Source organism: Aeromonas sp. QDB20 (assembly GCF_027707805.1).
GTDB lineage: Bacteria > Pseudomonadota > Gammaproteobacteria > Enterobacterales > Aeromonadaceae > Aeromonas > Aeromonas dhakensis.
The window spans coordinates 1-26487 of the sequence record NZ_JAPCJC010000022.1; the positions used below are offsets into that span (position 1 = coordinate 1).

Below are 26487 nucleotides of genomic sequence, written 5' to 3' on the forward strand. Positions count from 1 at the left end.
GGCGCTGGCTTCACGAGGAAGCGAGCTCATCAGGTTGGCGTGTTCTGCCGTGCTGGTGAGGGCGCATTATAGGGAGGCGCGTCGCGATGACAAGGGCTTTTTGCAAAAATGCGTTCGTTTGCTGAAAAAGCAGACTAAAGCCCTCTAATCACAGGTTTTCGCCCAGTTTCACGCCGATTTTTTGCTCAACTCTTCGCTTTGAGCCTGGATATAGTTGACCCAGCTGGTCGCCCGCTGCTGCCAGTTGCCCTGCTGCTGCAGTTCACGGGCCAGCACCAGCGCCTCGGCATACTGCTCCTTATTAAGGTGTGCTTGCACCAGCAATGCCTTGGCCCTGTTGCCTTGCTCCCCTTTCACCGACTTGATGGCCGCGAGCTGGGTCATGGCGGCATCTGTTTTGCCTTGTTGCAACAGCAGCTCGGCGGCGCGCATGGCCGCCTTGGGATGAGTATGCTCACGGGCGAGCAGTTGCCAGCTGTCGACAGCCTTCGGCCACTCGCGCGCCCCTTCCCACAACTGGGCCAACAGCTGACGGTTCTCAGCGCTTTGCTTCATCTGTCCCTTCACCATGGCAGCTTCCAGCAGGCGGGCGCCGCGATAGGGCAGTCCCTGCCAGGCATAAAGACGGATCAGCTGGTTGCGGGTGGCGGCATCATCCATCAGCTGACGGTCGATGGCGGTTTGCAGCAGTGCCAGCGCCTGATCGCCGCGCTTGGCGGAGAGGTTGAGCGACACCGCCTGCTGCCACCACTTGCTCTCTGTCGGCTCGTGGCGGATCAGCTCTGCGGCCTGATCGGCCGCCACGCCGTAGCGCTGCAGCGCGGTGAGAGCGGAGAGGCGGATGATGGCTGCCTGCTTCTGCCAGCTCTTCTTCAACAGCTGTTCACTCTGGCCGGCCGCCTCACCGTACTGCTTGTTGTGGTAATAGAGGCCGGCCAGACGCAGGCGCAAGGCATCATCAGCCTTGATGGCCAACGCAGCCTTGTAGCTGGCGATGGCACCGGCCCAGTTGGATTGCTGGGCCTGGATGTCGCCGCGCAGCCGCAGCAGTTGCAGCTGTTGCTGCTCGGGCCACTCTTTATAGGCCAGCGCCTGCTCCACGTAGCGGCTCGCCTGCGCGGTCTGCTGCAGGTTGGCAGCCAGGGACGCCTGCAACTGGGCCAGCCAGGCGCGCTCAGCATCGCTATTTGGTTTGAGGCCGGATGCCTTGCTCTGGGCCTGTTGCCACTGGCCGGATTGATAGAGCTTCATCACGGGCTCCAGCTGGCGGGAGAAATGGGGGCTCACCTCCATCGCCAGACAGGCTTGGCTGACCAGGGCCAGCACACAGATCCAGATCCGCAACATAGTTATGACTCCAGTTTGAATTTGAGCGTGATGACTTGCACCAGCTTGTCGGTGGCGCCGGGTCTCGGCTGATAGCGCCACTTGTTGATCGCCTGAATGGCCGCCCGCTCGAACTGACGCTTCGGCTTGGCCTCGACCACTTCCACATCCTGTACCCGACCGTCGGCATCGACGCTGAAACGCAGGGTCACCGACCCTTCGATGCCGGCCTGCTGGGCCCGATAGGGATAGACTGGCTCGATCCGCTGCAGCGGCATCAACATGTCACCGGCGCCGATCCCGGCACCCTGTTGCTGGCCATGGAAGTTGCCGCTCGCGACCGGGTTGGGACTGGTCGCGACGCCAGGGGCATAGACCTGCACCGCGCTGAGGCTGGAGACCAGATCCAGGCTCGGCTGCACCGAGGGCAGCGGGGCCGCCGCCGGCATAGGCAGCGGCGTCGAGGCCAGCGCGGCAGGCGGCTCCGGCAGGGGTTCCGGCTCCTGGGGTACCGGGCGCTCACGCACCTGCACCTCGGTCACCTCGTTCTGCATGTTGATGACGATGGACTTCTGCTCGGCGCTCGCCTTCTCCCCTCTGGGCGGCTCCACCAGAGTAGCCATGAACAGCAGGATCCCCAGACTGAGGGCAATTCCCAGCCCCAGGCTCATCAGCTTGTATTTCATTTCGGTGCCACCGCCACGGCGATGTTGGCGATGCCTGCCGCCTTGGCCTCATCCATCACCCGCACCACCTTGCCGTGGGGTACCCGCTCGTCGGCCTGGATCACCAGGCTGGCATCGGGCTGTTCCGCCAGCAGGCGGGCGACGCTGGCCTGTACTCGCTCCACGTCGATCTGCTTGCGGTCGAGGAATATCTGCCCCTGGGGACCGATCGCCAGCATGATGCTGGAGGACTTCTGCGCCTTGGCCTGGCTGGCCTGGGGCCTGTGCACCTCGAGCCCGGCTTCGCGCACGAATGAGGTGGTGACAATAAAGAAGATCAGCATGATGAACACGATATCCAGCATGGGGGTCATGTCGATCTGCACTTCGTCGCGCTGGCGTTTGGATTGCCGTCTCATTGCATTACCTTCTCTTCTCGCAGGCCGTCCCGGGTCTTGGCCAGCGCACGCTTGGCCTGGCTCTCGAGCCGGCTGAGTAACAACACGCCGGAGAGCGCGACCACCATGCCAGCCATGGTGGGGATGGTGGCACGGGAGATCCCGCCCGCCATGCTCTCCGGGTTAAAGCGGTTGGCCGCGGCCAACGCATCGAATACGCCTATCATGCCGGTCACGGTACCCAGCAGCCCCAGCATGGGGCAGAGCACCACCAGGGTGCGGATGAAGATCAGATGACGGTTTAGCTCAAGCTCGGCCTCGGCCAGCCAGCGCCCGCGAATAGCCCGAGCGTGCCAGCTGTGGCGCTCGCTGCGGGCCTGCCAGCGGCCGAGTAGCTGGCGCTGCAGCGGGGCAAACCCCAGGTTGAGGTAGAGCAGCCGCTCGATCATCAGAATCCACATCAGCACCAGCAGGGCCAGAATGACCCAGAGCACCGGGCCGCCACGGCCCATGAAGCTCTGCAGCTGTTGCCAGATGTCGAGCATCATGCCGCCCGCTCCATCCCGTCACGGTTGCTTTCGGCCCGCTCGGCCAGAATGCCGGCCACCTGCTGCTCCAGCACGTTGGAGAGCTCGGTGAAGCGGGACTGCAGCAGGCTGTGGGCCAGGATCAGCGGAATGGCCGCGACCAGACCCTGTACCGTGGTGATCAGTGCCATGGAGATGCCGCCCGCCATGATCTTGGGATCGCCGGTGCCGAACTGGGTGATGGCCTGGAAGGTGCCGATCATCCCGGTCACGGTGCCGAGCAGACCCAGCATGGGGGCAATGGCCGCGATCACCTTGACCATGCCGATGCCGCGCTCCATGCGAGGGGTCTCCTGCAGGATCGCCTCATCGAGACGCAGTTCCAGGGTCTCCATGCTCAGCTCTGGATGCTTGTCCACCACCGTCAACACCCGGCCGAGGGCGTTGTCGGCATGATACTCACCGCTCTTGAGCTGGCGACGAACCCGACCCAGTTCACGGGAGAGGCTCCACAGCCGCACCCCGGCGATCCCCAGGCCGATGGCGGCCAGCAGCACTATGATGGCGCCGACCTGGCCGCCCTGCTGGACTTGCTGCCAGAAGGTAGGGGCTTGCGCCAGCATTGTCAGCAGGGTGCCGTGGGAGGGATCCAGCGGCAGCGCTTCTCCTTCCTGGCCCTGATAGGCGGCCGCGGCGGAGAGCACGTTGCCGGGCAGGCCCAGCACCGGGCTCAGACCTTCGGCGGTTGGCTGCAGGAACCCCTGCTCGCCAAACAGCGCGAAGCTGCCGACCCGGGTCAGTGGCTGCTCGCTCGCCGCCCCCTGGGCATCCAGCACCTTGCCGTTGAACTGGGCAACCCGGCCCGACTCGCGGATCTCCTGCAGCAGGGTGGCAGGCAGCAGGGCGAGGGCGGCACGATCCGGTACCTGCTTCTCCTGTGCCATCGCCTTGAGCGGCGCGAGGCGCTCGGGGTATTGACCCTCGACCGCGGATTCACTCAGCAGCTTGACCGCATCGCTGGCCCCCTGACGGGTGACCGCAAAGATCTCGTTCATGTCGCCGGAGGCCTGCTCCCACTGGGCATTGAGCTCCACCAGCTGCTTCTCATTGGTAGCGAACTGGCTGGCCAGCTCCTTGCTCAGGCGCTGGGCCTCGGCCAGCTTGGCGCGGGTACTGTTCAGCTCCTTGGAGACGGACGCCAGATCCTGCTGTGCCTGCTGTTCACGGGCCTGTTCCTGCTGCTGCCAGGCTTCGTCGGCCACAGCGGCAGTGGTGCCCAGAGAGAGGGCGAGGGCGAGGGGGAACCACTTCATGGTGACGCTCATGACTGGGCCTCCTGACCACGGCTGACAGAAAGGGGGACATTCAACAACTGGGGAACCTTCTTGTCGGCGGCCATCTCCAGTGCCTCGGCGACGGGGGAGAGCCACTGGCTGTCGAGGGGCTGCCACTGCTTGTTCTGCCCGGACCAGCGCCACGCCTGGGAACGATCGGCGGTCATCGCCAACAGGGAGACCCGACCCACCGCCAGCACGTCGACCCGGCGCGGTGCGCCGTCCAGCACCAGTTCGGCGGCATAGCTGTCGAGCCGGCTGCCATATTCCGCTTCGATCTGATAGGCCTGCAGTAGCTGGCGGAACTTCTCCGCCTCGCTCACGTCAGCCCTGGCCAGAGTGGCTTTCAGCTGTTCAACCCGCGCCAGGCGATCTTCCTTGCGCAGCGGAATGTCATTTTGTACCAGCTGCTCCAGATCGGCCTGCATCTGCAACATCAGCGGGATCAGGCCCTGCCGGGTCTCCTGTACCGCTTCCAGCTGCTGACTCAGCTTACCCAGTTCATTTTGCTGATCGGCCACCAGAGACTGCATGTAGCGGTTGTAGGCTTCCAGATCGCGCAGTTGCAGCTGCGCATTCTGCAGCTCCAGCCTGGCGGCAACGGCCGCATCGGCGGCTTTCTCCACGCGCTGCTGGGAGGCTTTCCCGGCAGCTATGCTGTTTTTCAGTGCCGGCGCGACCAGCTCGTCGGCGCCGGCAGCGAAGTGGACTGACAGTGGCAACAAGGCCAAACCCCAAAACTTGTTCATGATATAAATCTTAACAATGATAACTATTCTCATTGTCTCAGAGTGGAGGGTCAGTGGCAATCAGATGATTTTGTTGGCCTTCGGCTGAAAAAACAGGATAATTTTTAAGCAAGCACGGGAGTCACTGGCGTTGTTCGTCACAACACCAAATTAATAAATAAAAAATATCTTTTCGATCAATGTGATAGAGATCGAAAAAGGAGAAGTTCATGTTCAACGATGCGATCTGGGAACATATCGATCGGTTCACCAAGGCCAAGAAGACCAGCGACATCCAGCAGCAGCTGGAGCGCTTCAGTCACCAGATGGGCTTTGATTACTTTCGTTTGCTGATTATTTTCCCCATCAGCATGCAGAAATCCCATGTGGCGTTGTTCAACAACTGCCCCACCAGCTGGTTCGATGCCTATTCGGAGCGGCACTACCTGACCCAGGATCCGGTCGTCTTCCTGGGGCTGAAACAGACCCAGCCCATCTTCTGGAACAAGCTCGACTGCGACTCCCCCTGGCTGCCCAGCGCCAGCCGGGAGGTGATGAACCTGGCCGCCGACTTCGGGGTGAGAAACGGCGTCTCCTTCCCGCTGCACACGCCGCAGGGGGAACACGGTATCCTCTCCTTCATCAGCAAGGAGAAGTCCAATTCCGATCTGATGTTTGAAAACGTTCCCTTGCTGTCGTTCTGCGCCAGCTACATCTTCAACTCGGCGCTGCAGCTGATAAAGAGCAGGCCGGATCTGATGAAGTACCTGACCGAGCTGTCGGATCGGGAGAAGGAGTGCCTGTTCTGGGCCAGCGAGGGCAAGACCTCCTGGGAGATCGCCACCATCCTCGGCATCAGCGAGCGGACCGTGAACTTCCACCTCAATCAGGTCACCAACAAGACCGACTCGAAGAACCGCAACCAGGCGATCGCCAAGAGCATCTCCAGCGGCATCATAGTACCTTCGCTGGACGACGTGACTATCACCAACCTGCGGTTGTCGTGACGCCAGCCCGGCAGCACAGCCAATAAAAAAGAGCCGCAATGCGGCTCTTTTTTCATTTCCGGCGACGGCTTATTCCACGGTCACGGATTTCGCCAGGTTGCGCGGCTGATCCACGTCGGTGCCCTTGATGAGGGCAACATGGTAGGAGAGCAGCTGCAGCGGCACGGTATAGACGATCGGCGCGATCACCTCTTCCACGTGGTTCAGGCTCATCACCCGCATGGTCTCGTCGCTCTTGAAGCCGGTATCGGCATCGGCGAAGACGTAGAGGATACCGCCACGGGCACGCACCTCTTCCACGTTGGACTTGAGCTTCTCCAGCAGATCGTTGTTCGGCGCCACCACTATGATGGGCATCTCGGCATCGATCAGCGCCAGCGGACCGTGCTTCAACTCACCGGCGGCATAAGCCTCGGCGTGGATGTAGGAGATCTCTTTCAGCTTGAGCGCCCCTTCCATGGCGATGGGGTACTGGCTGCCGCGACCCAGGAACAGGCTGTGGTGCTTGTCGGCAAACTCTTCGGCCAGGGCCTCGATATCCTTGGCCAGCGCCAGGCTCTCCTTGATGCGCAGCGGCAGGGCCTGCAGCGCCTTGACCAGCTCAGCTTCGGCGGCGGTGCTCAGGTGGCCGCGGCAACGACCGATGGAGGCCACCAGCATCAGCAGACCGGCCAGCTGGGTGGTGAACGCCTTGGTAGAGGCCACCCCGATTTCGGCACCGGCTCGGGTCATAAAGGCCAGATCCGATTCACGCACCAGGGAGGAGCCCGGCACGTTGCAGATGGCCAGCGAGCTCATGTAGCCGGACTCCTTGGCCAGGCGCAGGGCAGCCAGGGTATCGGCGGTCTCGCCGCTCTGGGAGAGGGTCACCAGCAGGCTGTTGGGGCGCACCACCGACTTGCGGTAGCGGAATTCGGAGGCGATCTCCACGTCGCAGGAGACGCCGGCGATCTCTTCGAACCAGTAGCGAGCCACCATGCCGGAATGATAGGAGGTGCCACAGGCGACGATCTGCACGTGATCGACCTTGTCGAAGATGGCGCGCGCACCGTTGCCGAAGGACTCAACCACCACGTGATCACCGCCCAGACGCCCTTCCAGGGTGTTGGTGATGGCCTTGGGTTGCTCGTGGATCTCTTTGAGCATGTAGTGGCGGTACTCGCCCTTGTCACCGGCGTCGTGGGAGAGTTCGGACTCCTGCTCTTCACGCACCACGGCCTCGCCGTGGGTATCGAAGATGTGCACGTCGCGACGGGTCACTTCGGCCACGTCACCCTCTTCCAGGAAGATGAAGCGACGGGTCACTGGCAGCAGCGCCATCTGGTCGGAAGCGATGAAGTTCTCGCCGATGCCGCGGCCGATCACCAGCGGGGAGCCGGAACGGGCCACCACCACGCGGCTGTCGTCACGGCTGTCCATCACCACGGTGCCGTAGGCGCCGCGCAGCTGCTTCACCGCCACCTGCATGGCAGCCAGCAGGCTGGGGGCGGCTTTCAGCTCGTGGTGCACCAGGTGGGCGATCACCTCGGTATCCGTGTCGGAGCTGAACACATAGCCCAGCGCCTTCAACTCTTCCCGCAGCTCTTCGTGGTTCTCGATGATGCCGTTGTGCACCACCACGATATGCTCGGAGACGTGAGGGTGGGCATTGCGCTCGGACGGTTCGCCGTGAGTGGCCCAGCGAGTGTGGGCGATGCCGGTACCGCCGTGCACGGACTGCTCGTCCAGCGCCTTGGCCAGCTCGGCCACCTTGCCGAGGCGACGCACCCGCTGCAGCGGCTGACTGGCGCTGAACACGGCCACACCGGCCGAATCGTAGCCGCGGTATTCCAGACGGCGCAGACCCTCTACCAGAATTTCAGCCACATCACGTTGGGCGACGGCCCCGACGATGCCACACATACACTTCTCCTTAAGACGCTATTGATTCGGTTGGATAATCATTTGTTCAGGTCAGACTGCCACGGGGGCGCAGATCAGCTGGATCCCCTTGGCCTGAATTCGTTCTCTGGCCGAGATGGCCAGCCCCTCGTCGGTCACCAGGGTATGGATGCTGGACCAGGGCAGTTCGAGATTGGGGATCTTGCGACCGATCTTTTCCGACTCCACCATGACGATGACCTCCCGCGACACCTCGGCCATCACCCGGGACAGGCCCACCAGCTCGTTGAAGGTGGTGGTACCCCGTTCCGGATCGATGCCGTCGGCGCCGATGAACAGCTGGTCGAAGTCATAGGAGCGCAGCACCTGCTCCGCCACCTGACCCTGGAAGGATTCGGAGTGGGGGTCCCATGTGCCTCCCGTCATTAACAGGGTAGGCTCGTTTTCCAGCTCGCGCAGGGCGCCGGCTACATTGAGGGAGTTGGTCATCACGATGAGACCGCGCTTGTTGCCGAGCAGCGGGATCATGGCGCTGGTAGTGGTGCCGCTGTCGATGATGACACGGTTGTGATCGCGGATCCGTTCGGCCGCCGCCTTGGCGATAGCCAGCTTTCGTTTCGAAACTTGCTCTGGATTGCCGTCCACCACCATCTCGCTGGGCAGGGGCACGGCGCCACCGTAACGACGCAGCAACAGGCCACCGGTCTCCAGCACGGCCAGATCTTTGCGAATGGTCACCTCGGAGGTGGAGAAGTGCTTGGCCAGGGCATCGACGCTCACTTCACCCTGCTCCTGCACCAGGCTGACGATGGTGTGACGGCGCTGCTGAGTATTACGTTTGGTCATCTTAAAGTTTCGATTCGAAAGAATGTCGAAATATTAATGCCTTTTCTGGAAAAATCAAACGGCAAATAGGATCCGATATGGTTCGATGCCAGAATGGGGGGCTGATTTGCGACGAGGATGCCATGCAAAAACGAACCATCTGGCTGGTAGAAGATGAAGCCAGCATCGCCGACACCCTGATCTATGCCCTGCAAACCGACGGTTTCGAGGTGGAGTGGTTTTCCCTCGGCCAGCCGTTGCTGGCGCGACTTGCTCAGTCGCGCCCCGACTTCCTGATCCTGGATGTGGGGTTGCCGGACATCAGCGGCTTCGAGCTGTGCAAGGAGGTACGAGCCCGCTGCGACGTCCCCCTGATGTTCCTCACCGCCCGCAGCGAAGAGATAGACCGCCTGATCGGGCTGGAGATAGGCGCCGACGACTACGTGGCCAAGCCCTTCTCGCCCCGCGAGGTGTGCGCCAGGGTGCGGGTCATCCTGCGCCGCAGCCAGCCAGCCGCCCCCCAGCCGAGCCAGGCCCTCACCCTGGACGAGGAGCGGGCCCGCATCAGCTTTCACGGCCAGCCGCTGGCGCTCACCCGCTACGAATACCTGCTGCTCAAGACCCTGATGCTGACGCCGGGCCGGGTCTACTCCCGCCAGCAGCTGATGGATCTGGTGTGGAGCGGGGCGGAAGAGAGCCTGGATCGCACCGTCGACACCCACATCAAGACCATCCGCGCCAAGCTGCGAGAGCGGGATCCGGACGCCAACCTGATCCTGACCCACCGCGGATTGGGTTACAGCCTGGAGCAGGCATGAACAGACGGTTGCCGGGTCACGGCCGGGGGATGACATGAGAATCGGACTGCAACTGCTGTGCGGGCTGGTGCTTATCTTTGCGCTGGCCGCCTGGTTCGTGCTGGAGATCTTCGTCGAGGAGATCAAACCCGGGGTGCGCAGCGCCACCGAAGATACCCTGGTAGACATGGCCCAGATGCTGGCCCCGCTGGCGCTGGATGACCTGCAGGAGGGGAAGATGGCCGACGGCCGGCTGGCCAGCGCCTTCGCTCGCCTCAACCAGAGCCCCATCAACGCCCTCATCGACGGCCACCTCAAGCAGCAGGCGGAGTACCGCATCTATGTGGTCGATCGCTGGGGCAAGGTGGTTTACGACTCGGACGGGGTGGATCTGGGCAAGGACTACTCGCGCTGGAACGACGTCTACCTGACCCTGCGCGGCGAATACGGCGCCCGCAGCACCCGCAGCGATCCCGACGATCCCACCAGCTCGGTGATGCACGTCGCCGCCCCGCTGCGGGAGGGGGACGACATCCTCGGCTCCCTCACCGTCGCCAAACCCAACCGTACCCTGCTGCCCATGATAGAACGCAGCGAGCACCAGCTGCTGCAGGGGGCAGCCTTACTGCTGTTCATCTCGCTGCTCATCGGCGCCCTGCTGGTGTGGTGGCTCAACCGCGCCATCGGCAAGCTGGTGCACTATGCCGATGCGGTCAGCCAGGGCCAGCCCGCCACTCTGCCACGCCTCTACAGCCCGGAGCTGGATCGGCTCGGCCGCTCCCTTGAGACCATGCGCCGCCAGCTGGACGGCAAGGCCTACATCGAAGCCTATGTGCACAGCCTGACCCACGAGCTCAAGAGCCCGCTGGCCGCCATTCGCGGGGCAGGGGAAATACTGACCGAGGTGCCGCCGCTGGACGTCGCAAAGCGTTTTATCGGCAACATCAATCTGGAGACGGCCCGCATGCAGCAGCTGATCGAGCGGATGCTGCAGCTGGCCAAACTGGAATCGGGGCAGGGGCTGGACAGACAGGCGGTCGAGCCGGCCAGGCTGGGCAGGCGGGCGCTCGACGCCCGTCAGATCCTGGCCCAGCGCCGCCAGATCACCCTGCACGCCGAGCTGGGGGAAGCCCAGAAACAGAAGTGGGACCCGCTGCTGGTGGAGCAGGCCCTCGGCAACCTGCTGGACAACGCCCTCGACTTCTCCCCCGTCGGCAGCACTCTCAGGCTGAGCGGCACCATGGAGGAGGGGGGTTACTGCTTCCGGGTGCGGGATCAGGGACCCGGTATTCCGGACTATGCCCTGCCGCGCATCTTCGAGCGCTTCTACTCCCTGCCCAGACCCGACAAGGGCAAGAGCAGCGGCCTCGGGCTCAGCTTCGCCATGGAGGTGGCGCGCCAGCACGGCGGTCGGCTGACCCTCACCAACCAGGCTGACGGCGGGGTGCTGGCCGAGCTCTGGTTGCCAGCGGGCTGACACTTCACACTGGGCACATAAAGCGGCGCTATGCTGATGTTTTCCCAGCGAACTTTATGTGCTCAAGGAGCCCCCATGTCCCGCCTTCTGTTATCCGGCCTGCTCGGCGCAGGCCTGCTGTTTTCGCTGCCTGCCAGCGCCGCCACCGGCTGCTTTCTCTATGCCGACGGCAACGGCCAGACCCTCTCCAGCGAAGGGGATTGTTCAAGCCAGCTGCCACCCGCGTCCACCTTCAAAATCCCGCTGGCGCTGATGGGTTATGACAGCGGCTTTCTGGTAGACGAAGAGCACCCGGCACTGCCCTTCAAGCCGGGTTACGACGACTGGCTGCCCGCCTGGCGGGAGACCACCACCCCGCGCCGCTGGGAAACCTACTCGGTGGTCTGGTTCTCCCAGCAGATCACCGAATGGCTGGGGATGGATCGCTTCCAGCAGTACGTCGACCGTTTCGACTACGGCAACCGGGATCTCTCCGGCAACCCCGGCAAACACGACGGTCTGACCCAGGCCTGGCTCAGCTCCAGCCTGGCCATCAGTCCAGAGGAGCAGGCCCGCTTCCTCGGCAAGATGGTGAGCGGCAAGCTGCCGGTGTCGGCGCAGACCCTGCAGTACACCGCCAACATCCTCAAGGTGAGCGAGATCGACGGCTGGCAAATCCACGGCAAGACCGGCATGGGCTATCCGAAGAAGCTGGATGGCAGCCTCAACCGGGATCAGCAGATCGGCTGGTTCGTCGGCTGGGCCAGCAAACCGGGCAAGCAGCTCATCTTTGTCCACACCGTGGTGCAGAAACCCGGCAAGCAGTTTGCCTCCCTCAGGGCCAGGGAAGAGGTGCTGGCCGCCCTGCCGGCCAAACTGAAAACCCTGTGATACCCAGACCGGCGCTCTGCGCCGGTTTTTTATCCCCCTTCACCTCCACTTCACACAGCCCCATCCCCCCTTCACCCGACCCAGCCACACTCGCTCCATCAACAAGGAGACGTGTCATGGTCAAACAGATATTCAGCCACAAGATCTTTCTGCTGCTGTTGCTCAGCCTGCTGCTGATGGTGCCGGTGCAATCCATCATGGAGCTGAACCGGGAGCGCCAGGCCTATCGCAGCCAGGCCATCCACAGCATCATGGCCAGCAGCAGCGGGCCGCAGCGACTGCTGGGGCCGGTCGTGGTGCAGCCTTATACCCGCACCGTCACGGTGGAGCAGGATGGCAAGCGCTTCGAGCGCAAGCTGCAGCTCTATCGCTACCTGCTGCCGGAACAGCTGGATGTGCAGGCCAGCATGGAGGTGACCCCGCGCAAGCTCGGCATCTACCAGGCCCAGGTCTATCACACCCGGCTCTCCCTCTCCGGGCGATTGCCTGCCGAACTGAACGGTAAAACCCTGATCAGCGGCGAACCTGATCTGACCGTCGATGGGACAGATCCCGCCCTGGTGGCAGGCAAACCCTATCTGAGCCTGGTGCTGTCCGATGCCCGCGGCATCAACCGGGTACCCGAGCTGCAACTGGGTGAGCAGCGCATCCCGTTCGCCCCCGGCGCCCTGCTGGGTGACGGGCTGGCCGGTATTCATGCACCGCTTGCCACCCTGCCGGGAGCAGACGGTGCCTTTCATATCGAGCTGGATCTGCAGGGGATGAACCAGCTGGAAGTGGTGCCGCTCGGCCAGGACAGCAGGCTCAACCTCGCCAGCAACTGGCCCCACCCCAACTTCATCGGTGACTTTCTGCCGGGCAGCCGCACCCTTACTGCCAGCGGTTTCGAGGCCAGTTGGCAGAGCAGCTGGTTTGCCACCGACATGGAGAGCCGCTTCAACCGGATGATGAAAGATGCCAGCGGCGATCTGCCTGCCTTCAGCGTCAGCCTGGTACAGCCGGTGGATCACTACCAGCAGAACGAGCGGGCCGCCAAGTATGCGCTGCTGTTCATCGGCCTCACCTTCCTCAGCTTCTTCATGTTCGAACTGCTCAAGGGGCTACGGGTACACCCGATCCAGTACGCGCTGGTGGGCATGGGGCTGGCCATCTTCTATCTGGTGCTGCTGGCCCTGACCGAACACCTCGGCTTTGCCTGGGCCTATCTGATTGCCGCCCTGGCCAGCGTGGCCCTCAACGGCTTCTACCTCAGCCATGTGCTGGGCGGCCCCAAACAGGGGCTCGGCTTCGCGGCCCTGCTCGGGCTGGTCTACGCCATCCTGTTCGGCTTGCTGCAGGCCGAAGAGATAGCCCTGCTGCTCGGCGCCCTGCTGCTGTTCGCCATCCTGGCGCTGGTCATGGTGCTGACCCGCAAGCTGGACTGGTATCGGGTGATGGGGAACGCCCCGATGCCCCCCGCCAGCGGGCAGGAGAGCTGAAAACAAAACCGGCGCCATCAGGCGCCGGTTTGCATTTCATTGATCGGGCATCACTTCTTCTTGACCGGGCGCGCCCAGTTCTGGATATGGCGCTGGGGAACCCGGGTGATCACCAGCTCGTTCTCGGCCACGTCCTTGGTGATGGTGGAACCGGCCCCCAGGGTCGCCCCCTTGCCGATGCGCACCGGCGCCACCAGCTGGGTGTCGGAGCCGACGAAGACGTCGTCCTCGATGATGGTCTGGAACTTGTTCACCCCGTCGTAGTTGCAGGTGATGGTGCCGGCACCGATGTTCACCTTGGCGCCGACGTCCGCATCACCCAGATAGGTCAGATGACCGCACTTGGAGCCAACCCCGAGGCGCGCCTTCTTCATCTCGACGAAATTGCCGACGTGGGCATCCTGCTCCAGTACAGCACCCGGGCGCAGGCGGGTAAAGGGACCGACCGAGCACTGATCGGCGATTTGCGCGCCTTCGATGACGGAGTAGGGTTTCACCTCGGTGTGATCGCCGATCACGCAATCCTTCAGCACGCTGCCGGCCCCAATGCGGACGTGGTTGCCCAGCACCACCTTGCCTTCGATGATGACGTTGACGTCGATCACCACCTCTTCCCCGATCTCCAGGGTGCCGCGCAGATCGAAGCGGGCCGGGTCGATCAGGGTGGCACCGGCGATCATCAGCTTCTCGGCCTGCATCTGCTGATAACTGCGCTCGAGCTGGGCCAGCTGCACCCGGTTGTTGGCCCCTTCAACCTCCATGGCGCTGTCCGGGTGAACCGCGGCGATGGGGCAGTTGTCGGCGTGGGCCATGGCAATGACGTCGGTCAGATAGAACTCGCCCTGGGCATTCTTGTTGTCCAGACGGGAGAGCCAGCTGCGCAACTGGCCACCGTTGGCCACCAGCACGCCGGTGTTCACTTCGCGGATGGCAAGCTGCTCGGCGTTGGCATCCTTCTGCTCGACGATGCCGACCACCTGGCCATTGCTGCGCACGATACGGCCATAGCCGGTCGGGTTGTCCAGCACCACGGTCAGCAGCGCCATGCCGTCGGCGGCCTTGGCGGCCAGCAGCCGCTGCAGGGTCTCGGGCTGGATCAGCGGGGTGTCGCCGTACAGCACCAGCACGTCGTCTTCATCGTTCCAGAACGGGATGGCCTGGGCCACCGCATGACCGGTTCCCAGTTGCTGGGCCTGCAGCACCCAGTTCAGGTCGGATGCCTGGATCCGCTCCTTCAGCAGTTCGGCACCGTGGCCATAGACCAGGTGCAGCTGCTCGGCACCCACCTGGCGGGCGGTATCGATCACATGGGAGACCATGGGCTTGTTGGCGACCGGGTGCAGTACCTTGGGCAGGGAGGAACGCATACGGGTACCTTTACCCGCAGCAAGGATCACGACGTTGAGGGACATAATTCGACCTTTGGAACATGAAGAAATACTCGGCGGAGTCTATCCAACGAGTAAAAAAAAAGCGACCCGCAGGTCGCTTTTTACCTCACCGTTATTAACGGTAATTCTTTTTGACGATATCGATGACCCGCAGTTGAGCCATCGCCTTGGCCAGCTCGGTAGCGGCCTGGGCGTAGTCGATATCACCATGGGAGCTGTGGATCCGCTCTTCCGCCGCGCGTTTGGCTTCCTGGGCTTTCGCCTCATCCAAATCGTCGGCACGAATCGCGGTGTCCGCCAGCACGGTCACGGCTTCGGGTTGCACTTCCAGCATGCCGCCGGAGATGTACAGCACCTCTTCAGTTCCGTTCTGCTTCACCAAGCGGACCAGGCCCGGCTTGATGGCAGTCAGCAACGGAGCATGACCGTGGCGGAGACCCAGCTCACCTTCGGAGCCTGATACCTGAGCGGACTGCACGCGACCGGAAAACAGTTTTCCTTCGGCACTCACCACGTCCAGGTGAAAGGAGATCATCTCAGCCATGGGCCCTCCTATCGAGGCTTACAGTTTCTTGGCTTTCTCGACAACTTCGTCGATGCTGCCAACCATGTAAAACGCCTGCTCCGGCAGATCGTCGTACTCGCCTTTCAGGATGCCCTGGAAACCACGGATGGTCTCTTTCAGCGGCACGTATTTGCCCGGGGAACCGGTAAACACTTCGGCCACGAAGAACGGCTGGGACAGGAAACGCTCGATCTTACGGGCACGGGCTACGGTCAGTTTGTCTTCTTCTGACAGTTCATCCATACCCAGGATGGCGATGATGTCCTTCAGCTCTTTGTAGCGCTGCAGTACGGTCTGAACGCCACGAGCAGTCTCGTAGTGCTCCTTGCCAACCACCAGCGGATCCAGCTGACGGGAGGTGGAGTCCAGCGGGTCAACGGCCGGGTAGATACCCAGTGCCGCGATCTGACGGGACAGTACCACGGTCGCATCCAGGTGGGCGAAGGTGGTCGCCGGAGACGGGTCGGTCAAGTCATCCGCAGGCACGTAAACGGCCTGTACGGAGGTGATGGAACCGGTCTTGGTGGAGGTGATGCGCTCCTGCAGAACACCCATCTCCTCGGCCAGGGTCGGCTGGTAACCTACTGCGGAGGGCATACGGCCCAGCAGTGCGGATACTTCGGTACCGGCCAGGGTGTAACGGTAGATGTTGTCCACGAAGAACAGCACGTCACGACCTTCGTCACGGAACTTCTCGGCCATGGTCAGGCCGGTCAGCGCCACGCGCAGACGGTTTCCGGGCGGCTCGTTCATCTGACCGTAAACCAGAGATACTTTGTCCAGTACGTTGGACTCCATCATCTCGTGGTAGAAGTCGTTACCCTCACGGGTACGCTCACCTACACCGGCGAACACGGAGTAACCGCTGTGTTCGATCGCGATGTTACGGATCAGCTCCATCATGTTTACGGTCTTGCCTACACCGGCACCACCGAACAGACCAACCTTACCACCCTTGGCGAACGGGCATACCAGGTCGATAACCTTGATACCGGTCTCCAGCAGGTCGTTGCTGTTGGACTGATCTTCGTAGCTGGGAGCCGCGCGGTGGATGGACCAACGCTCTTCTTCACCGATCGGACCTTTTTCGTCGATCGGATCGCCCAGTACGTTCATGATCCGACCCAGAGTCGATACACCGACCGGCACCTGGATGGATTTACCGCTATTCACTACTTCCAACCCACGACGCAGACCGTCGGAGGAGCCCATGGTGATGCAACGAACGACGCCGCCACCGATCTGTTGCTGAACTTCCAGCACCAGACCCTGGCCTTGACCTTCGCTGACAACCTTCAGTGCATCGTACACCTGGGGCACGGCATCTTGCGGGAACTCGATGTCCACCACAGCGCCGATGATTTGGACGATGAAACCGTTACTCATGTCAAATCCTCTAAACCTTTGATAACCCTTGCCTTACACCGCAGCAGCACCGGACACGATCTCTGTCAGTTCCTGGGTAATACTGGCCTGACGGGCCTTGTTGTATACCAGTTGCAGATCGTTAATCAGGTTACCGGCGTTGTCAGTCGCGGCTTGCATGGCAACCATTCGGGCTGCCTGTTCACTTGCCAAGTTTTCCACTACCCCCTGGTAGACCTGGGATTCGACGTAGCGAATCAGCAGGGTATCCAGCAGTTGCTTGGGATCCGGCTCATAGAGGTAATCCCAGTGGTGTTTCTTGGCGAGCTTGCTGTCTTCAGTTACGGGCAAAGGCAGCAGTTGATCGACTCGTGGTTGCTGAACCATGGTGTTGACGAACTTGTTGTACACCAGATACAGCCTGTCAATCTCACCGTTGTCGTAAGCCTTCAGCATGACCTTGACTGAACCAATCAGGTCATTGACGCTCGGGTTATCGCCCAGTCCTGCGACGTGAGCTTTCACCTTGGCGCCGTGCCGTTCAAAGAAGTTGGAGGCCTTGTTGCCGATCAGAGCCAGGTCAACCTTGGCTCCTTTCGCGCTCCATTGCTTCATGTCATTGAGGGCAGCCTTGAACAGGTTGATGTTCAGACCACCACACAGGCCACGGTCGGTGGAGACGACGATGTAACCCACTCGCTTGACCTCACGTTCGATGAGGTAGGGGTGCTTGTATTCCAGGTTCCCCTGAGCGATATGGCCGATCACCTTGCGCATGGTTTCAGCGTACGGACGGCTGGCAGACATGCGATCTTGCGCACGGCGCATCTTGCTTGCTGCCACCATTTCCATAGCGCCGGTGATCTTCTGAGTGTTTTTCACACTCGCGATCTTGTTACGTATCTCTTTTGCGCCGGCCATCTCTTACTCTCCATCAGGTGGCAGCTCGCGCTGCCACACACGCTTACCAGGTCTGGGTTGCCTTGAAGTTGTCCAGCAACGCAGTCAGCTTGCCAACGATCGCGTCGTTGTAGTCGGCCTTGGCATTGATTTCAGCCATCAGCTCGGCATGCTGGGTATTGGCGTAAGAGAGCAGAGCGGCTTCGAAGTCGACGATCTTGTTCAGCTCGACATCGGAGAGATAGCCTTTTTCCGCGGCGAACAGCACCAGAGACTGGTGAGCCACGCTCAGCGGAGAGTACTGCTTCTGCTTCATCAGCTCGGTCACTTTCTGACCGTGGTCCAGCTGCTTGCGGGTCGCATCGTCCAGGTCGGAAGAGAACTGGGCGAATGCAGCCAGTTCACGATACTGGGCCAGCGCAGTACGGATACCACCGGACAGCTTCTTGACGATCTTGGTCTGAGCGGCACCACCTACACGGGATACAGAGATACCCGGGTCAACGGCCGGACGGATACCGGAGTTGAACAGTTGTGAAGTCAGGAAGATCTGGCCATCGGTGATGGAGATCACGTTGGTCGGAACGAACGCGGATACGTCACCGGCCTGGGTTTCGATGATCGGCAGCGCGGTCAGAGAACCGGTCTGGCCTTTCACGGCACCGTTGGTGAACTTCTCTACGTACTCGGCGTTGACGCGAGCAGCACGCTCCAGCAGACGGGAGTGCAGATAGAAAACGTCGCCCGGGTAGGCTTCGCGTCCTGGCGGACGGCGCAGCAGCAGGGAGATCTGGCGATAAGCTACGGCCTGCTTGGACAGGTCATCATAGATGATCAGCGCGTCTTCACCGCGGTCACGGAAGTACTCACCCATGGAGCAGCCGGCATACGGAGCCAGGTACTGCAGGGCAGCCGCTTCGGAGGCAGAGGCAACCACCACGATGGTGTTGGCCAGGGCGCCGTGCTCTTCCAGCTTGCGTACCACGTTGGCGATGGTGGAGGCCTTCTGGCCGATCGCAACGTAGACACACTTAATGCCGGAGTCTTTCTGGTTGATGATGGTGTCGATGGCGATGGCAGTCTTACCCACCTGACGGTCACCGATGATCAGCTCACGCTGGCCACGACCGATAGGGATCATGGCATCGATGGCTTTCAGACCGGTCTGGACCGGCTGGTCAACAGACTTACGCTCGATAACGCCCGGTGCAATCACTTCGATCGGCGAGAAGCCGTCGTTGTCGATTGGACCTTTACCGTCGATCGGCTGACCCAGGGTGTTCAACACCCGGCCCAACAGACCACGACCGACCGGCACTTCCAGAATGCGGCCAGTCCCTTTTACTTTCATTCCTTCTGACAGACCGTCATAGGAACCCATGATCACCGCACCGACGGAGTCACGCTCCAGGTTCAATGCCAGAGCGTAGCGGTTGCCCGGCAGCTCGATCATCTCACCTTGCATGGCATCGGCCAGGCCGTGAATACGAATGATACCGTCGCTCACAGAGACGATGGTACCTTCGTTACGCGCTTCGCTCTTTACATCAAACTGCGCAATGCGCTGCTTGATCAGCTCGGCGATTTCAGTGGAATTCAGTTGCATGCTCTAATACCCCAATCAAGATTGCAGCGCGTCAGCCATGCGATCCAGCTTACCGCGGACCGTGCCGTCGATAACCAGGTCACCGGCCTTGATGAGCACCCCGGCCATCAAGGACGCATCCATGCTGCAATTCAGCTTCACTTTGCGCGCGAGACGTTGTTCCAGAGAAGCCTGAATATTGGCTTTCTGCTGGTCGGTCAGTTCGATCGCCGAAATCACGTCAGCCTGAACTTCTTTATCCAGTTCAGCCTTGAACGCGATGAATTCGGCAACGACCGCCGGCAGCACACCCAAGCGACCATTCTCGGCCATCACCCGGATCAGGTTCTGACCATGCTCGTCGAGTTGCTCACCACAGATGCCGACAAACAACTTTGCCAGCTCTTCGGCAGCCACAGAGCCGTTTACCAGGTTGTGGATGGTCTCGTTCTCCGCTACTTGTGCAGCGAAGCCGAGCATCCCCAGCCACTGGTCAACCGCCTTGTGCTCAACGGCAAACTCGAAAGCAGCCTTGGCGTAGGGGCGAGCGATTGTAGTCAGTTCAGACATAGCCCCGTTCCCGTTACAGTTCTGCTACCAGCTTGTCGACGATGTCGCTGTTGGCAGCCTGGTCGATTTGGCGCGCCAGGATCTTCTCTGCACCAGCAATGGCAAGAGCAGCAACCTGCTTACGCAGTTCTTCTTTGGCACGATGACGTTCAGCTTCAATCTCGGCACGGCCCTGAGCCAGGATTTTTTCCCGCTCAGATTGGGCACCGGCAGCAGCTTCATCAATGATCTGGGCCTTGCGTTTGTTGGCCTGTTCAATGATTTCTGCAGCCTGGAGCTTGGCTTCTTTCAGCTGATCGGTGGCGTTGGCCTTGGCCAAATCCAGATCTTTCTTGGCACGCTCGGCAGAAGAGAGGCCGTCAGCAATGGTTTTCTGACGGGCTTCGATGGCAGCCATCAGCGGCGGCCACACGTACTTCATGCAAAACACTACGAAGAAGAAAAAAGCAACTGCTTGGCCGAGGAGGGTGGCGTTGATATTCACAGCCTGTGTCCTCTTAGTTAGTTAATGGGTTATGTCCGGAGGTCGCTATGACTTAGCCGGCAACCGCAAACATCACGTACAGACCCAGACCAACGGCGATCATCGGGATCGCATCCACCAGACCCATCACGATGAAGAACTGGGTACGCAGAACAGGGATCAGGTCCGGTTGACGAGCTGCACCTTCCAGGAATTTGCCACCCAGGATACCGATACCGATGGAAGCGCCGATAGCCGCCAGACCCATCATCATTGCAGCAGCGATGTACAGCAGGTCCATGTTCAAGTTTTCCATGAGGATCTCCATTTATTTAGATGTAATTGATTGTATAAAAAGGATTATTTGAGTTGCATCAACCATGGTCTTCCTGCGCCATCGACAGATAGACGATGGTCAGCACCATGAAGATAAACGCCTGCAAAGTGATGATCAGGATGTGGAAAATTGCCCAAGGCACGGACAGGATCCACTGAGACCACCAGGGTAGCAAACCCGCAATCAGGATAAAGATCAGTTCGCCAGCATACATGTTGCCGAACAGTCGAAGACCCAGAGAAACAGGTTTGGAAATCAGCGTAACAGTTTCCAGGATGAGGTTAACCGGGATGGCCGCCGGGTGGTTGAAAGGCTGAAGCGTCAGCTCCTTCACAAACCCGCCGATACCCTTGACCTTGATGCTGTAGTACAGGATCAAGAAGAACACGCCCAAAGCCATGGACATGGTGATGTTAACGTCAGCAGAGGGAACCACACGCAGATAGGGAACACCCATCAACTGTGCAGCGTGGGGGATAAAGTCAACGGGGATCAGATCCATCAGGTTCATCAGGAAGATCCACACAAACACCGTCAGGGCCAAAGGTGCGATGACCTTGTTGCGACCGTGAAAGATGTCCTTGACGTTACCACTCACAAACTCGACCAGCATCTCCACAAAGCACTGCAGTTTACCGGGCACACCACTGGTAGCGTTGACGGCTACGCGGCGGAACAACCAGATAAACAGAGCGCCCAACAGAACAGAAAATATCATTGAGTCGACATTGACTGTCCAGAACCCAGACCCGACTTGCAGATGGGTCAGATGGTGGGAGATATATCCCTGAGGAGTCAGGACTTCTCCGGTTGCAGACATGAGTTTTCCTAATAGTGGTTGTTAAGCGTGAATGAGACTATCCACTGTACAACGAGGGCGAGGATATAAGTGGCAAAGAACGAGACGGTATCGACCTCGATCCCGGCGCCAAACATCAGGGCGAAAAGTCCTGTTGTAGTAATGAGCTTAATCCCTGCCCCACCATAAAAGTCCCGCAGAACCAGGCCCACGCTCTCTTTCGTCACCTTGCGGCGCAGAACCCAGAGCGTGAACAGGGCTTGAGGAACCCAGTACATGCTCCCCCCGTAGAGAGAGGAGCGTCCGGCAAACGCACCGCTCTGGTAAAACCAGACGGTACTGATCGCCAGGATCAGGACGAGCTGACAAACGAGCATAGCCAAGGCCAGCGTTAAACCTTCCAAGGCTATTTTCTGCTTCACCAACCTACCCCTGAACATTACAGAACTGTAAAAAATCGGGATCCGAAGACCCCGCGTTTACAGCCCAAAAAGCCGGTCAAATTATACCCTTGAAGACAGCTATTGCAACATGGCAAAAATCCTTAATTTTTGCGGCTTTCCGCACAGAATTAAGGTTATGTTCATATCAAAAGGAATGGATGTTTTATTACTACAAAAAGCGTAAAAATCACGATTCTGACAGGCCAAAATAGCTCAATACCCGGTCCAAATCCGCCAAGTTCTCGTAACTAATTACTAACTTGCCGCTATCCTGTTTTCCCGGCTGAAGTTGTACCTGATTGCCAATTTTTTCTGAGATCTGGCGCTCGAGATAACCAAACTGGGGATCGCGGACGGGCTCGACCCCGGCTTTTGCCGGTTCCAGCGCCTTTTGCACCAACTTCTCGGTATCTCGCACTGTCAGCCCCTTCTGGGCTACCAGTTTGGCCAGTTCGGACTGGGCCTGGCCGCTCAGGGCCAGCAGGGCACGGGCATGGCCCATGTCGAGGTCACCGTGTTCAACGAAGCGCTTCACGTCGTCGTTGAGCTGGTTGAGGCGCAGCAGGTTGGTCACCGTGGTGCGGGACTTGCCCACCGCATCGGCCACCTGCTGGTGGGTCAGTTCGAATTCGGTCAGTAGCCGCTGCAGGGCGACCGCCTCTTCGATGGCATTGAGGTCTTCACGCTGGATGTTCTCGATGAGCGCGATGGCGACGGCCGCCTCGTCAGGCACGTCCTTGACCAGGCAGGGCACCACCTCGAGGCGGGCCAGCTGGGAGGCGCGCCAGCGCCGCTCACCGGCGATGATTTCGAAGGATTGCTCGCCGAGGGGACGCACCACGATAGGCTGGATCACCCCCTGGGCACGGATGGAATTGGCCAGCTCTTCCAGCGCATCCTGCGACATGTCCTTGCGCGGCTGGTACTTGCCGGACTGCAACCACTCCACCGGCAGCTTGCGCAGTTCGCCCTGATTGGTCAGGGTCGGGGCCATGGCCTGCTCGGTGCGCTGATCGCTCATCACCTGCTTCTGGCGCGCGGCCGTGCTGGTGCTGAGCAGAGCGTCCAGCCCCTTGCCCAGCCCACGTTTTTTCGGCGTCATATGCTCTCTCGGTCTGCGATGGTCACCTGGCGCTCCTGCTCCTGGCGACGCAGGATCTCGCCAGCCAGAGCCAGATAGGCCTTGGCGCCCACCGATGATTTGTCATAGTGCATGGCCGGGGCGCCGAAACTCGGTGCCTCCGCCAGTCTTACGTTGCGGGGAATGATGGTGCGATAGACCTTGTCCCCGAAGTGCTGTTTAAGCTGATCGGACACATCATTGGCCAGCCGGTTGCGGTGATCGAACATGGTGCGCAGCACCCCTTCGATCTTCAGATCCGGATTGACCACGGCTGCCAGCTTGCTGATGGTGTCGACCAGGGCGGTGAGCCCTTCCAGCGCATAGTATTCGCACTGCATGGGCACCAGCACGGAGTCGGCGGCGGCCATGGCGTTGACGGTCAGCATGTTGAGAGAAGGCGGGCAGTCGATGAAGACGTAGTCGTATTTGTCCCGCACCGCGGCCAGCGCGTTGCGCAGGCGGATCTCGCGGGCGAAGAACTCCATCAGACGAATTTCGGCCGCGGTCACGTCGGCGTTGGCGGCGATCAGGTGATAGCCCCCGGAGGTTTCGGGGATGATCACCTCGCCGATGGGGGCGTCCTCGATCAGCAGCTCATAGGCGGTGCGCTCGACTTCGTACTTGTCGACACCGCTGCCCATGGTGGCATTGCCCTGCGGATCCAGATCGATCACCAGCACCTTGCGGCGGGTAGCGGCCATGGAGGCGGCCAGATTCACACAGGTGGTGGTTTTACCCACTCCACCCTTCTGGTTGGCTATGGCGATGACTTTTCCCACACTGTCCCCTAAATGAAACTGCGACCCTATTCGGGCTGGATATGTTTGAATTCCAGCAGATGACGTTCGCCTTCCAGCTCCGGCACCACCAATTGATGGGAGGCGACCAGACGGATGTTGGCGGGCAACTGGGCCAGCTCCTGCTCGGGATACTGTCCCTTGAGCGCGAGGAAGCTGCCCTGGGCAGACGGCAGATGGTGACACCAGCCCAGCATGTCCTCCAGCGAGGCGAAGGCCCGGCTCAGCACGCCGTCAAATCCCACCTCGGGCTGATACTCCTCGACCCGGGATTTGACGGGAGTCACGTTGGTCAAGCCCAGCTCCAGGATCACCTGGCGGATGAAGTTGATCCGCTTGCCCAGACTGTCCAGCAGCACGAACTGCTTGTCCGGATTGATGATCGCCAACGGCAGTCCGGGCAGACCCGGGCCAGTGCCCACATCGATGAAGCGCTCACCGTGCAGGTGCCGGCTCACCACCAGGCTGTCGAGGATATGCTTGACCAGCATGGCGTCCGGATCTCGTACCGAGGTGAGATTGTAAGCCTTGTTCCACTTGTGCAGCAACTCGACAAGCCGAACCAACTGGGTCTTTTGGGTCTCGGTGATAACAATTCCGGCCTGCATGAGCAGGCCGTTCAATCTTTCCAGCATGTTTTGCAACGGTAGGATCCTCAGGCGGTTTTACGCAGCAGGCCGTGTTTTTTCAGATGAACCAGCAGGATGGAGATGGCCGCCGGGGTGATGCCGGAGATGCGGGACGCCTGACCTATGGTCTGCGGCTTGGCATCGTTGAGCTTGGCGATCACCTCGTTGGAGAGGCCGTTGACGTCGCGGTAGTTCATGTCCAGCGGCAGCAGGGTGTTCTCGTTGCGCAGCTGCTTCTCCACCTCGTCGTGCTGGCGTTCGATGTAGCCGGCGTACTTGATCTGGATCTCCACCTGATCGGCGGCGGCCGAATCGCTCAGCGCAGGCCCGACCCCCTCGATGGCCATCAGCGCATCGTAGGTTACCTCGGGGCGGCGCAGCAGCTCTTCCAGGCTCTGCTCGCGGGTCAGCGGGGTGTTGACCAGGGCGTTGACCGCCTCCAGCGACGGATGCTGCGGGTGGATCCAGGTCGAGCGCATGCGCTGACGCTCCTGCTCCACCTGTTCCATCTTGGCGTTGAACTTGCTCCAGCGCTCGTCATCCACCAGGCCCAGCTCGCGGCCGATGGCGGTCAGGCGCAGATCGGCGTTGTCTTCCCGCAGCAGCAGGCGATATTCGGCACGGCTGGTGAACATGCGGTAGGGTTCGCGGGTTCCCAGGGTGGAGAGATCGTCCATCATCACGCCGATGTAAGCCTGATCCCGGCGCGGATGCCAGGGATCCTTGCCCTGCGCACGCAGGGCGGCGTTCAGACCGGCCAGCAGGCCTTGGGCTGCCGCCTCTTCATAGCCGGTGGTACCGTTGATCTGGCCGGCGAAGAACAGGTTGCCGATGCACTTGCTCTCCATGTTGGCCTTGAGATCCCGCGGATCGAAGAAATCGTACTCGATGGCATAACCCGGGCGGGTGATGTGCGCATTCTCGAAGCCGCGCACGGAGCGGACGATCTGCACCTGCACGTCGAACGGCAAGCTGGTGGAGATCCCGTTCGGATAGAGTTCGTGGGTGGTCAGGCCTTCCGGCTCGACGAAGATCTGGTGCGCCGTCTTGTCGGCAAAACGGGTGATCTTGTCCTCGATCGACGGGCAGTAGCGCGGGCCAATCCCCTCGATCACCCCGGCGTACATGGGGCTGCGATCCAGGTTGTTGCGGATCACCTCGTGGGTGCTCTCGTTGGTATGGGTAACGTAGCAGGGCACCTGACGCGGATGCTGGCTGACATCGCCGATGAAGGAGAAGACCGGACGCGGATCGTCACCGTGCTGGGCCTGCATCACCGAGAAATCGACGCTGCGGGCATCGATGCGGGGCGGCGTACCTGTCTTGAGGCGATCGATGCGCAGCGGCAGTTCCCGCAGGCGCTGGGCGAGGGCGATCGAGGGAGGATCCCCGGCACGGCCGCCCTTGTAGTTTTCCATGCCGATGTGGATCAGGCCGTTCAGGAAGGTACCCACGGTCAGCACGACCGTCTTGCCGCTGATGCGGATCCCGCTCTGGGTGACCACGCCGGCAACCCGATCCCCGTCCATGATGAGATCATCACAGGCCTGCTGGAAGATCTTCAGGTTGGGGTAGTTCTCCAGCATCTGGCGCACGACTGCCTTGTACAGCAGACGATCCGCCTGGGCGCGAGTGGCGCGAACCGCCGGGCCCTTGGAGGAGTTGAGGGTACGGAACTGGATCCCGCCAAGATCGATGGCACGCGCCATGATCCCGCCGAGAGCGTCAACTTCCTTGACCAGGTGTCCCTTGCCGATCCCGCCGATCGCCGGGTTGCAGGACATGTGTCCCAGCGTATCGATATTGTGGGTCAGCAACAGGGTATTGAGGCCCATCCGGGCTGCCGCTGTTGCCGCTTCGGTTCCTGCATGACCGCCACCGACGACGATCACATCAAACTGTTCATGGTATTGCATTGGGGATCACCTTGATCTGCACGCCTGAAGATCTTTGTTTGCCTGTGCTCGAGGGCGGAACATTCTATCTGTTTAGCGTCCTGAGGGGAACGTCTACTTAACGTTCAGTATGGAGGGAGGATCCACTAAATAGATCTTAAGGATCTTTAGATCGATCTTTTATTGGATCTTTTATTAGGATCCGCCGCTTCTGTTGATAAGCACTTTTTGATCATAAAGATCATCGTCTTAAGAGCGATCTCTGGTTGTGGAAAAGCTTGGATCCTGGCCCCGTGAACTGGGGGATAACAA

At 60.7% G+C, this 26487-nt stretch carries 27 protein-coding genes; 5 read left to right on the forward strand and 22 right to left on the reverse strand.

All coding sequences use genetic code 11. The annotated features are described in order from the left end of the window. Positions 1-168: 168 nt before the first annotated feature. The 6 genes from PG897_RS18750 to PG897_RS18775 are packed head-to-tail and all read right to left on the reverse strand — an operon-like array spanning position 169 to position 4999. Positions 169-1347 carry a hypothetical protein gene (locus tag PG897_RS18750; RefSeq protein WP_201882035.1) on the reverse strand — a complete coding sequence of 393 codons (1179 nt, stop codon included), beginning with the start codon at positions 1345-1347 and terminating at the stop codon, positions 169-171. A gap of 2 nt (positions 1348-1349) precedes the next feature. After that, positions 1350-2012 carry an energy transducer TonB gene (locus tag PG897_RS18755; protein ID WP_017766612.1) on the reverse strand — a complete coding sequence of 221 codons (663 nt, stop codon included), beginning with the start codon at positions 2010-2012 and terminating at the stop codon, positions 1350-1352. After that, positions 2009-2410: an ExbD/TolR family protein gene (locus PG897_RS18760; RefSeq protein ID WP_010635580.1), complete on the reverse strand. Its 402-nt coding sequence runs from the start codon at positions 2408-2410 to the stop codon at positions 2009-2011. The genes PG897_RS18755 and PG897_RS18760 overlap by 4 nt, the downstream gene beginning before the upstream one ends. Next, positions 2407-2937: a MotA/TolQ/ExbB proton channel family protein gene (locus tag PG897_RS18765; protein ID WP_005307253.1), complete on the reverse strand. Its 531-nt coding sequence runs from the start codon at positions 2935-2937 to the stop codon at positions 2407-2409. Before PG897_RS18765 ends, PG897_RS18760 begins: the two co-directional genes overlap by 4 nt. Continuing rightward, positions 2934-4241 carry a MotA/TolQ/ExbB proton channel family protein gene (locus PG897_RS18770; protein ID WP_201882036.1) on the reverse strand — a complete coding sequence of 436 codons (1308 nt, stop codon included), beginning with the start codon at positions 4239-4241 and terminating at the stop codon, positions 2934-2936. Before PG897_RS18770 ends, PG897_RS18765 begins: the two co-directional genes overlap by 4 nt. Next, positions 4238-4999 carry a DUF3450 domain-containing protein gene (locus tag PG897_RS18775; RefSeq protein WP_043171116.1) on the reverse strand — a complete coding sequence of 254 codons (762 nt, stop codon included), beginning with the start codon at positions 4997-4999 and terminating at the stop codon, positions 4238-4240. Before PG897_RS18775 ends, PG897_RS18770 begins: the two co-directional genes overlap by 4 nt. Positions 5000-5208: 209 nt before the next feature. Here PG897_RS18775 and PG897_RS18780 point away from each other — a divergent pair, with 209 nt between their 5' ends. After that, positions 5209-5985, forward strand: coding sequence for a helix-turn-helix transcriptional regulator (locus tag PG897_RS18780; protein WP_016352388.1), 777 nt, complete (start codon positions 5209-5211; stop codon positions 5983-5985). 69 nt (positions 5986-6054) lie between these two features. On the opposite strand, the gene glmS is transcribed toward PG897_RS18780, so the two are convergent. Together glmS and PG897_RS18790 are read right to left on the reverse strand one after the other, a co-directional pair. Next, the gene (gene glmS / locus PG897_RS18785) at positions 6055-7887 is read right to left on the reverse strand and encodes a glutamine--fructose-6-phosphate transaminase (isomerizing) (protein WP_043171117.1); all 1833 of its coding nucleotides are present in this window, start codon (positions 7885-7887) and stop codon (positions 6055-6057) included. A gap of 51 nt (positions 7888-7938) precedes the next feature. After that, complete coding sequence (locus PG897_RS18790; protein ID WP_005307234.1) at positions 7939-8712, reverse strand: DeoR/GlpR family DNA-binding transcription regulator; 774 nt, start codon at positions 8710-8712, stop codon at positions 7939-7941. Between the two features lie 122 nt (positions 8713-8834). On the opposite strand from PG897_RS18790, the gene blrA reads away from it, so the two are divergent. The 4 genes from blrA (at position 8835) to creD (ending at position 13313) form a co-directional block, all read left to right on the forward strand. Next, positions 8835-9509 (forward strand): beta-lactam response regulator transcription factor BlrA, encoded by a 675-nt coding sequence (gene blrA, locus PG897_RS18795; protein ID WP_019839804.1) that lies wholly within the window; start codon positions 8835-8837, stop codon positions 9507-9509. A gap of 34 nt (positions 9510-9543) precedes the next feature. Then, entirely contained in the window at positions 9544-10965 is a 1422-nt protein-coding gene (blrB, locus tag PG897_RS18800) for a beta-lactam sensor histidine kinase BlrB (protein ID WP_019839805.1), read from the forward strand. A 75-nt stretch (positions 10966-11040) separates the two neighbouring features. Further along, entirely contained in the window at positions 11041-11835 is a 795-nt protein-coding gene (gene blaOXA, locus PG897_RS18805) for an OXA-12 family class D beta-lactamase (RefSeq protein WP_019839806.1), read from the forward strand. 116 nt (positions 11836-11951) lie between these two features. Beyond that, on the forward strand, positions 11952-13313 hold the full coding sequence (creD, locus tag PG897_RS18810; RefSeq protein WP_043171119.1) for a cell envelope integrity protein CreD: 1362 nt from the start codon (positions 11952-11954) through the stop codon (positions 13311-13313). 50 nt (positions 13314-13363) lie between these two features. Here the strand turns inward: creD and glmU are convergent, their stop codons facing one another. The 14 genes from glmU to mnmG form a co-directional block, all read right to left on the reverse strand. After that, the gene (gene glmU / locus PG897_RS18815; RefSeq protein ID WP_026459027.1) at positions 13364-14725 is read right to left on the reverse strand and encodes a bifunctional UDP-N-acetylglucosamine diphosphorylase/glucosamine-1-phosphate N-acetyltransferase GlmU; all 1362 of its coding nucleotides are present in this window, start codon (positions 14723-14725) and stop codon (positions 13364-13366) included. Positions 14726-14819: 94 nt separating this feature from the next. Then, positions 14820-15248, reverse strand: coding sequence for a F0F1 ATP synthase subunit epsilon (locus PG897_RS18820; protein WP_005307217.1), 429 nt, complete (start codon positions 15246-15248; stop codon positions 14820-14822). A gap of 18 nt (positions 15249-15266) precedes the next feature. Next, positions 15267-16655 (reverse strand): F0F1 ATP synthase subunit beta, encoded by a 1389-nt coding sequence (atpD, locus tag PG897_RS18825; protein ID WP_005307215.1) that lies wholly within the window; start codon positions 16653-16655, stop codon positions 15267-15269. A 33-nt stretch (positions 16656-16688) separates the two neighbouring features. Then, positions 16689-17555, reverse strand: a complete 867-nt coding sequence (atpG, locus tag PG897_RS18830) for a F0F1 ATP synthase subunit gamma (protein WP_005307212.1) — start codon at positions 17553-17555, stop codon at positions 16689-16691. Positions 17556-17598: 43 nt separating this feature from the next. After that, the gene (gene atpA / locus PG897_RS18835) at positions 17599-19140 is read right to left on the reverse strand and encodes a F0F1 ATP synthase subunit alpha (RefSeq protein WP_010635591.1); all 1542 of its coding nucleotides are present in this window, start codon (positions 19138-19140) and stop codon (positions 17599-17601) included. Positions 19141-19155: 15 nt separating this feature from the next. Next, the gene (gene atpH, locus PG897_RS18840) at positions 19156-19689 is read right to left on the reverse strand and encodes a F0F1 ATP synthase subunit delta (protein WP_010635592.1); all 534 of its coding nucleotides are present in this window, start codon (positions 19687-19689) and stop codon (positions 19156-19158) included. A 13-nt stretch (positions 19690-19702) separates the two neighbouring features. Continuing rightward, positions 19703-20173, reverse strand: coding sequence for a F0F1 ATP synthase subunit B (gene atpF / locus PG897_RS18845; protein WP_005307207.1), 471 nt, complete (start codon positions 20171-20173; stop codon positions 19703-19705). A gap of 52 nt (positions 20174-20225) precedes the next feature. Beyond that, the gene (atpE, locus tag PG897_RS18850; protein ID WP_005307205.1) at positions 20226-20468 is read right to left on the reverse strand and encodes a F0F1 ATP synthase subunit C; all 243 of its coding nucleotides are present in this window, start codon (positions 20466-20468) and stop codon (positions 20226-20228) included. Positions 20469-20526: 58 nt separating this feature from the next. Beyond that, entirely contained in the window at positions 20527-21309 is a 783-nt protein-coding gene (gene atpB / locus PG897_RS18855; RefSeq protein ID WP_005307200.1) for a F0F1 ATP synthase subunit A, read from the reverse strand. Between the two features lie 8 nt (positions 21310-21317). Further along, positions 21318-21728 (reverse strand): ATP synthase subunit I, encoded by a 411-nt coding sequence (locus PG897_RS18860; RefSeq protein WP_024942393.1) that lies wholly within the window; start codon positions 21726-21728, stop codon positions 21318-21320. Positions 21729-21918: 190 nt separating this feature from the next. After that, complete coding sequence (locus tag PG897_RS18865) at positions 21919-22833, reverse strand: ParB/RepB/Spo0J family partition protein (RefSeq protein ID WP_270829252.1); 915 nt, start codon at positions 22831-22833, stop codon at positions 21919-21921. Continuing rightward, positions 22830-23633: a ParA family protein gene (locus PG897_RS18870; RefSeq protein WP_005307193.1), complete on the reverse strand. Its 804-nt coding sequence runs from the start codon at positions 23631-23633 to the stop codon at positions 22830-22832. The genes PG897_RS18865 and PG897_RS18870 overlap by 4 nt, the downstream gene beginning before the upstream one ends. 26 nt (positions 23634-23659) lie before the next feature. After that, positions 23660-24286 (reverse strand): 16S rRNA (guanine(527)-N(7))-methyltransferase RsmG, encoded by a 627-nt coding sequence (gene rsmG / locus PG897_RS18875; protein WP_024942392.1) that lies wholly within the window; start codon positions 24284-24286, stop codon positions 23660-23662. Between the two features lie 20 nt (positions 24287-24306). Further along, entirely contained in the window at positions 24307-26196 is a 1890-nt protein-coding gene (mnmG, locus tag PG897_RS18880; RefSeq protein WP_043171122.1) for a tRNA uridine-5-carboxymethylaminomethyl(34) synthesis enzyme MnmG, read from the reverse strand. Between the last annotated feature and the right edge of the window lie 291 nt (positions 26197-26487).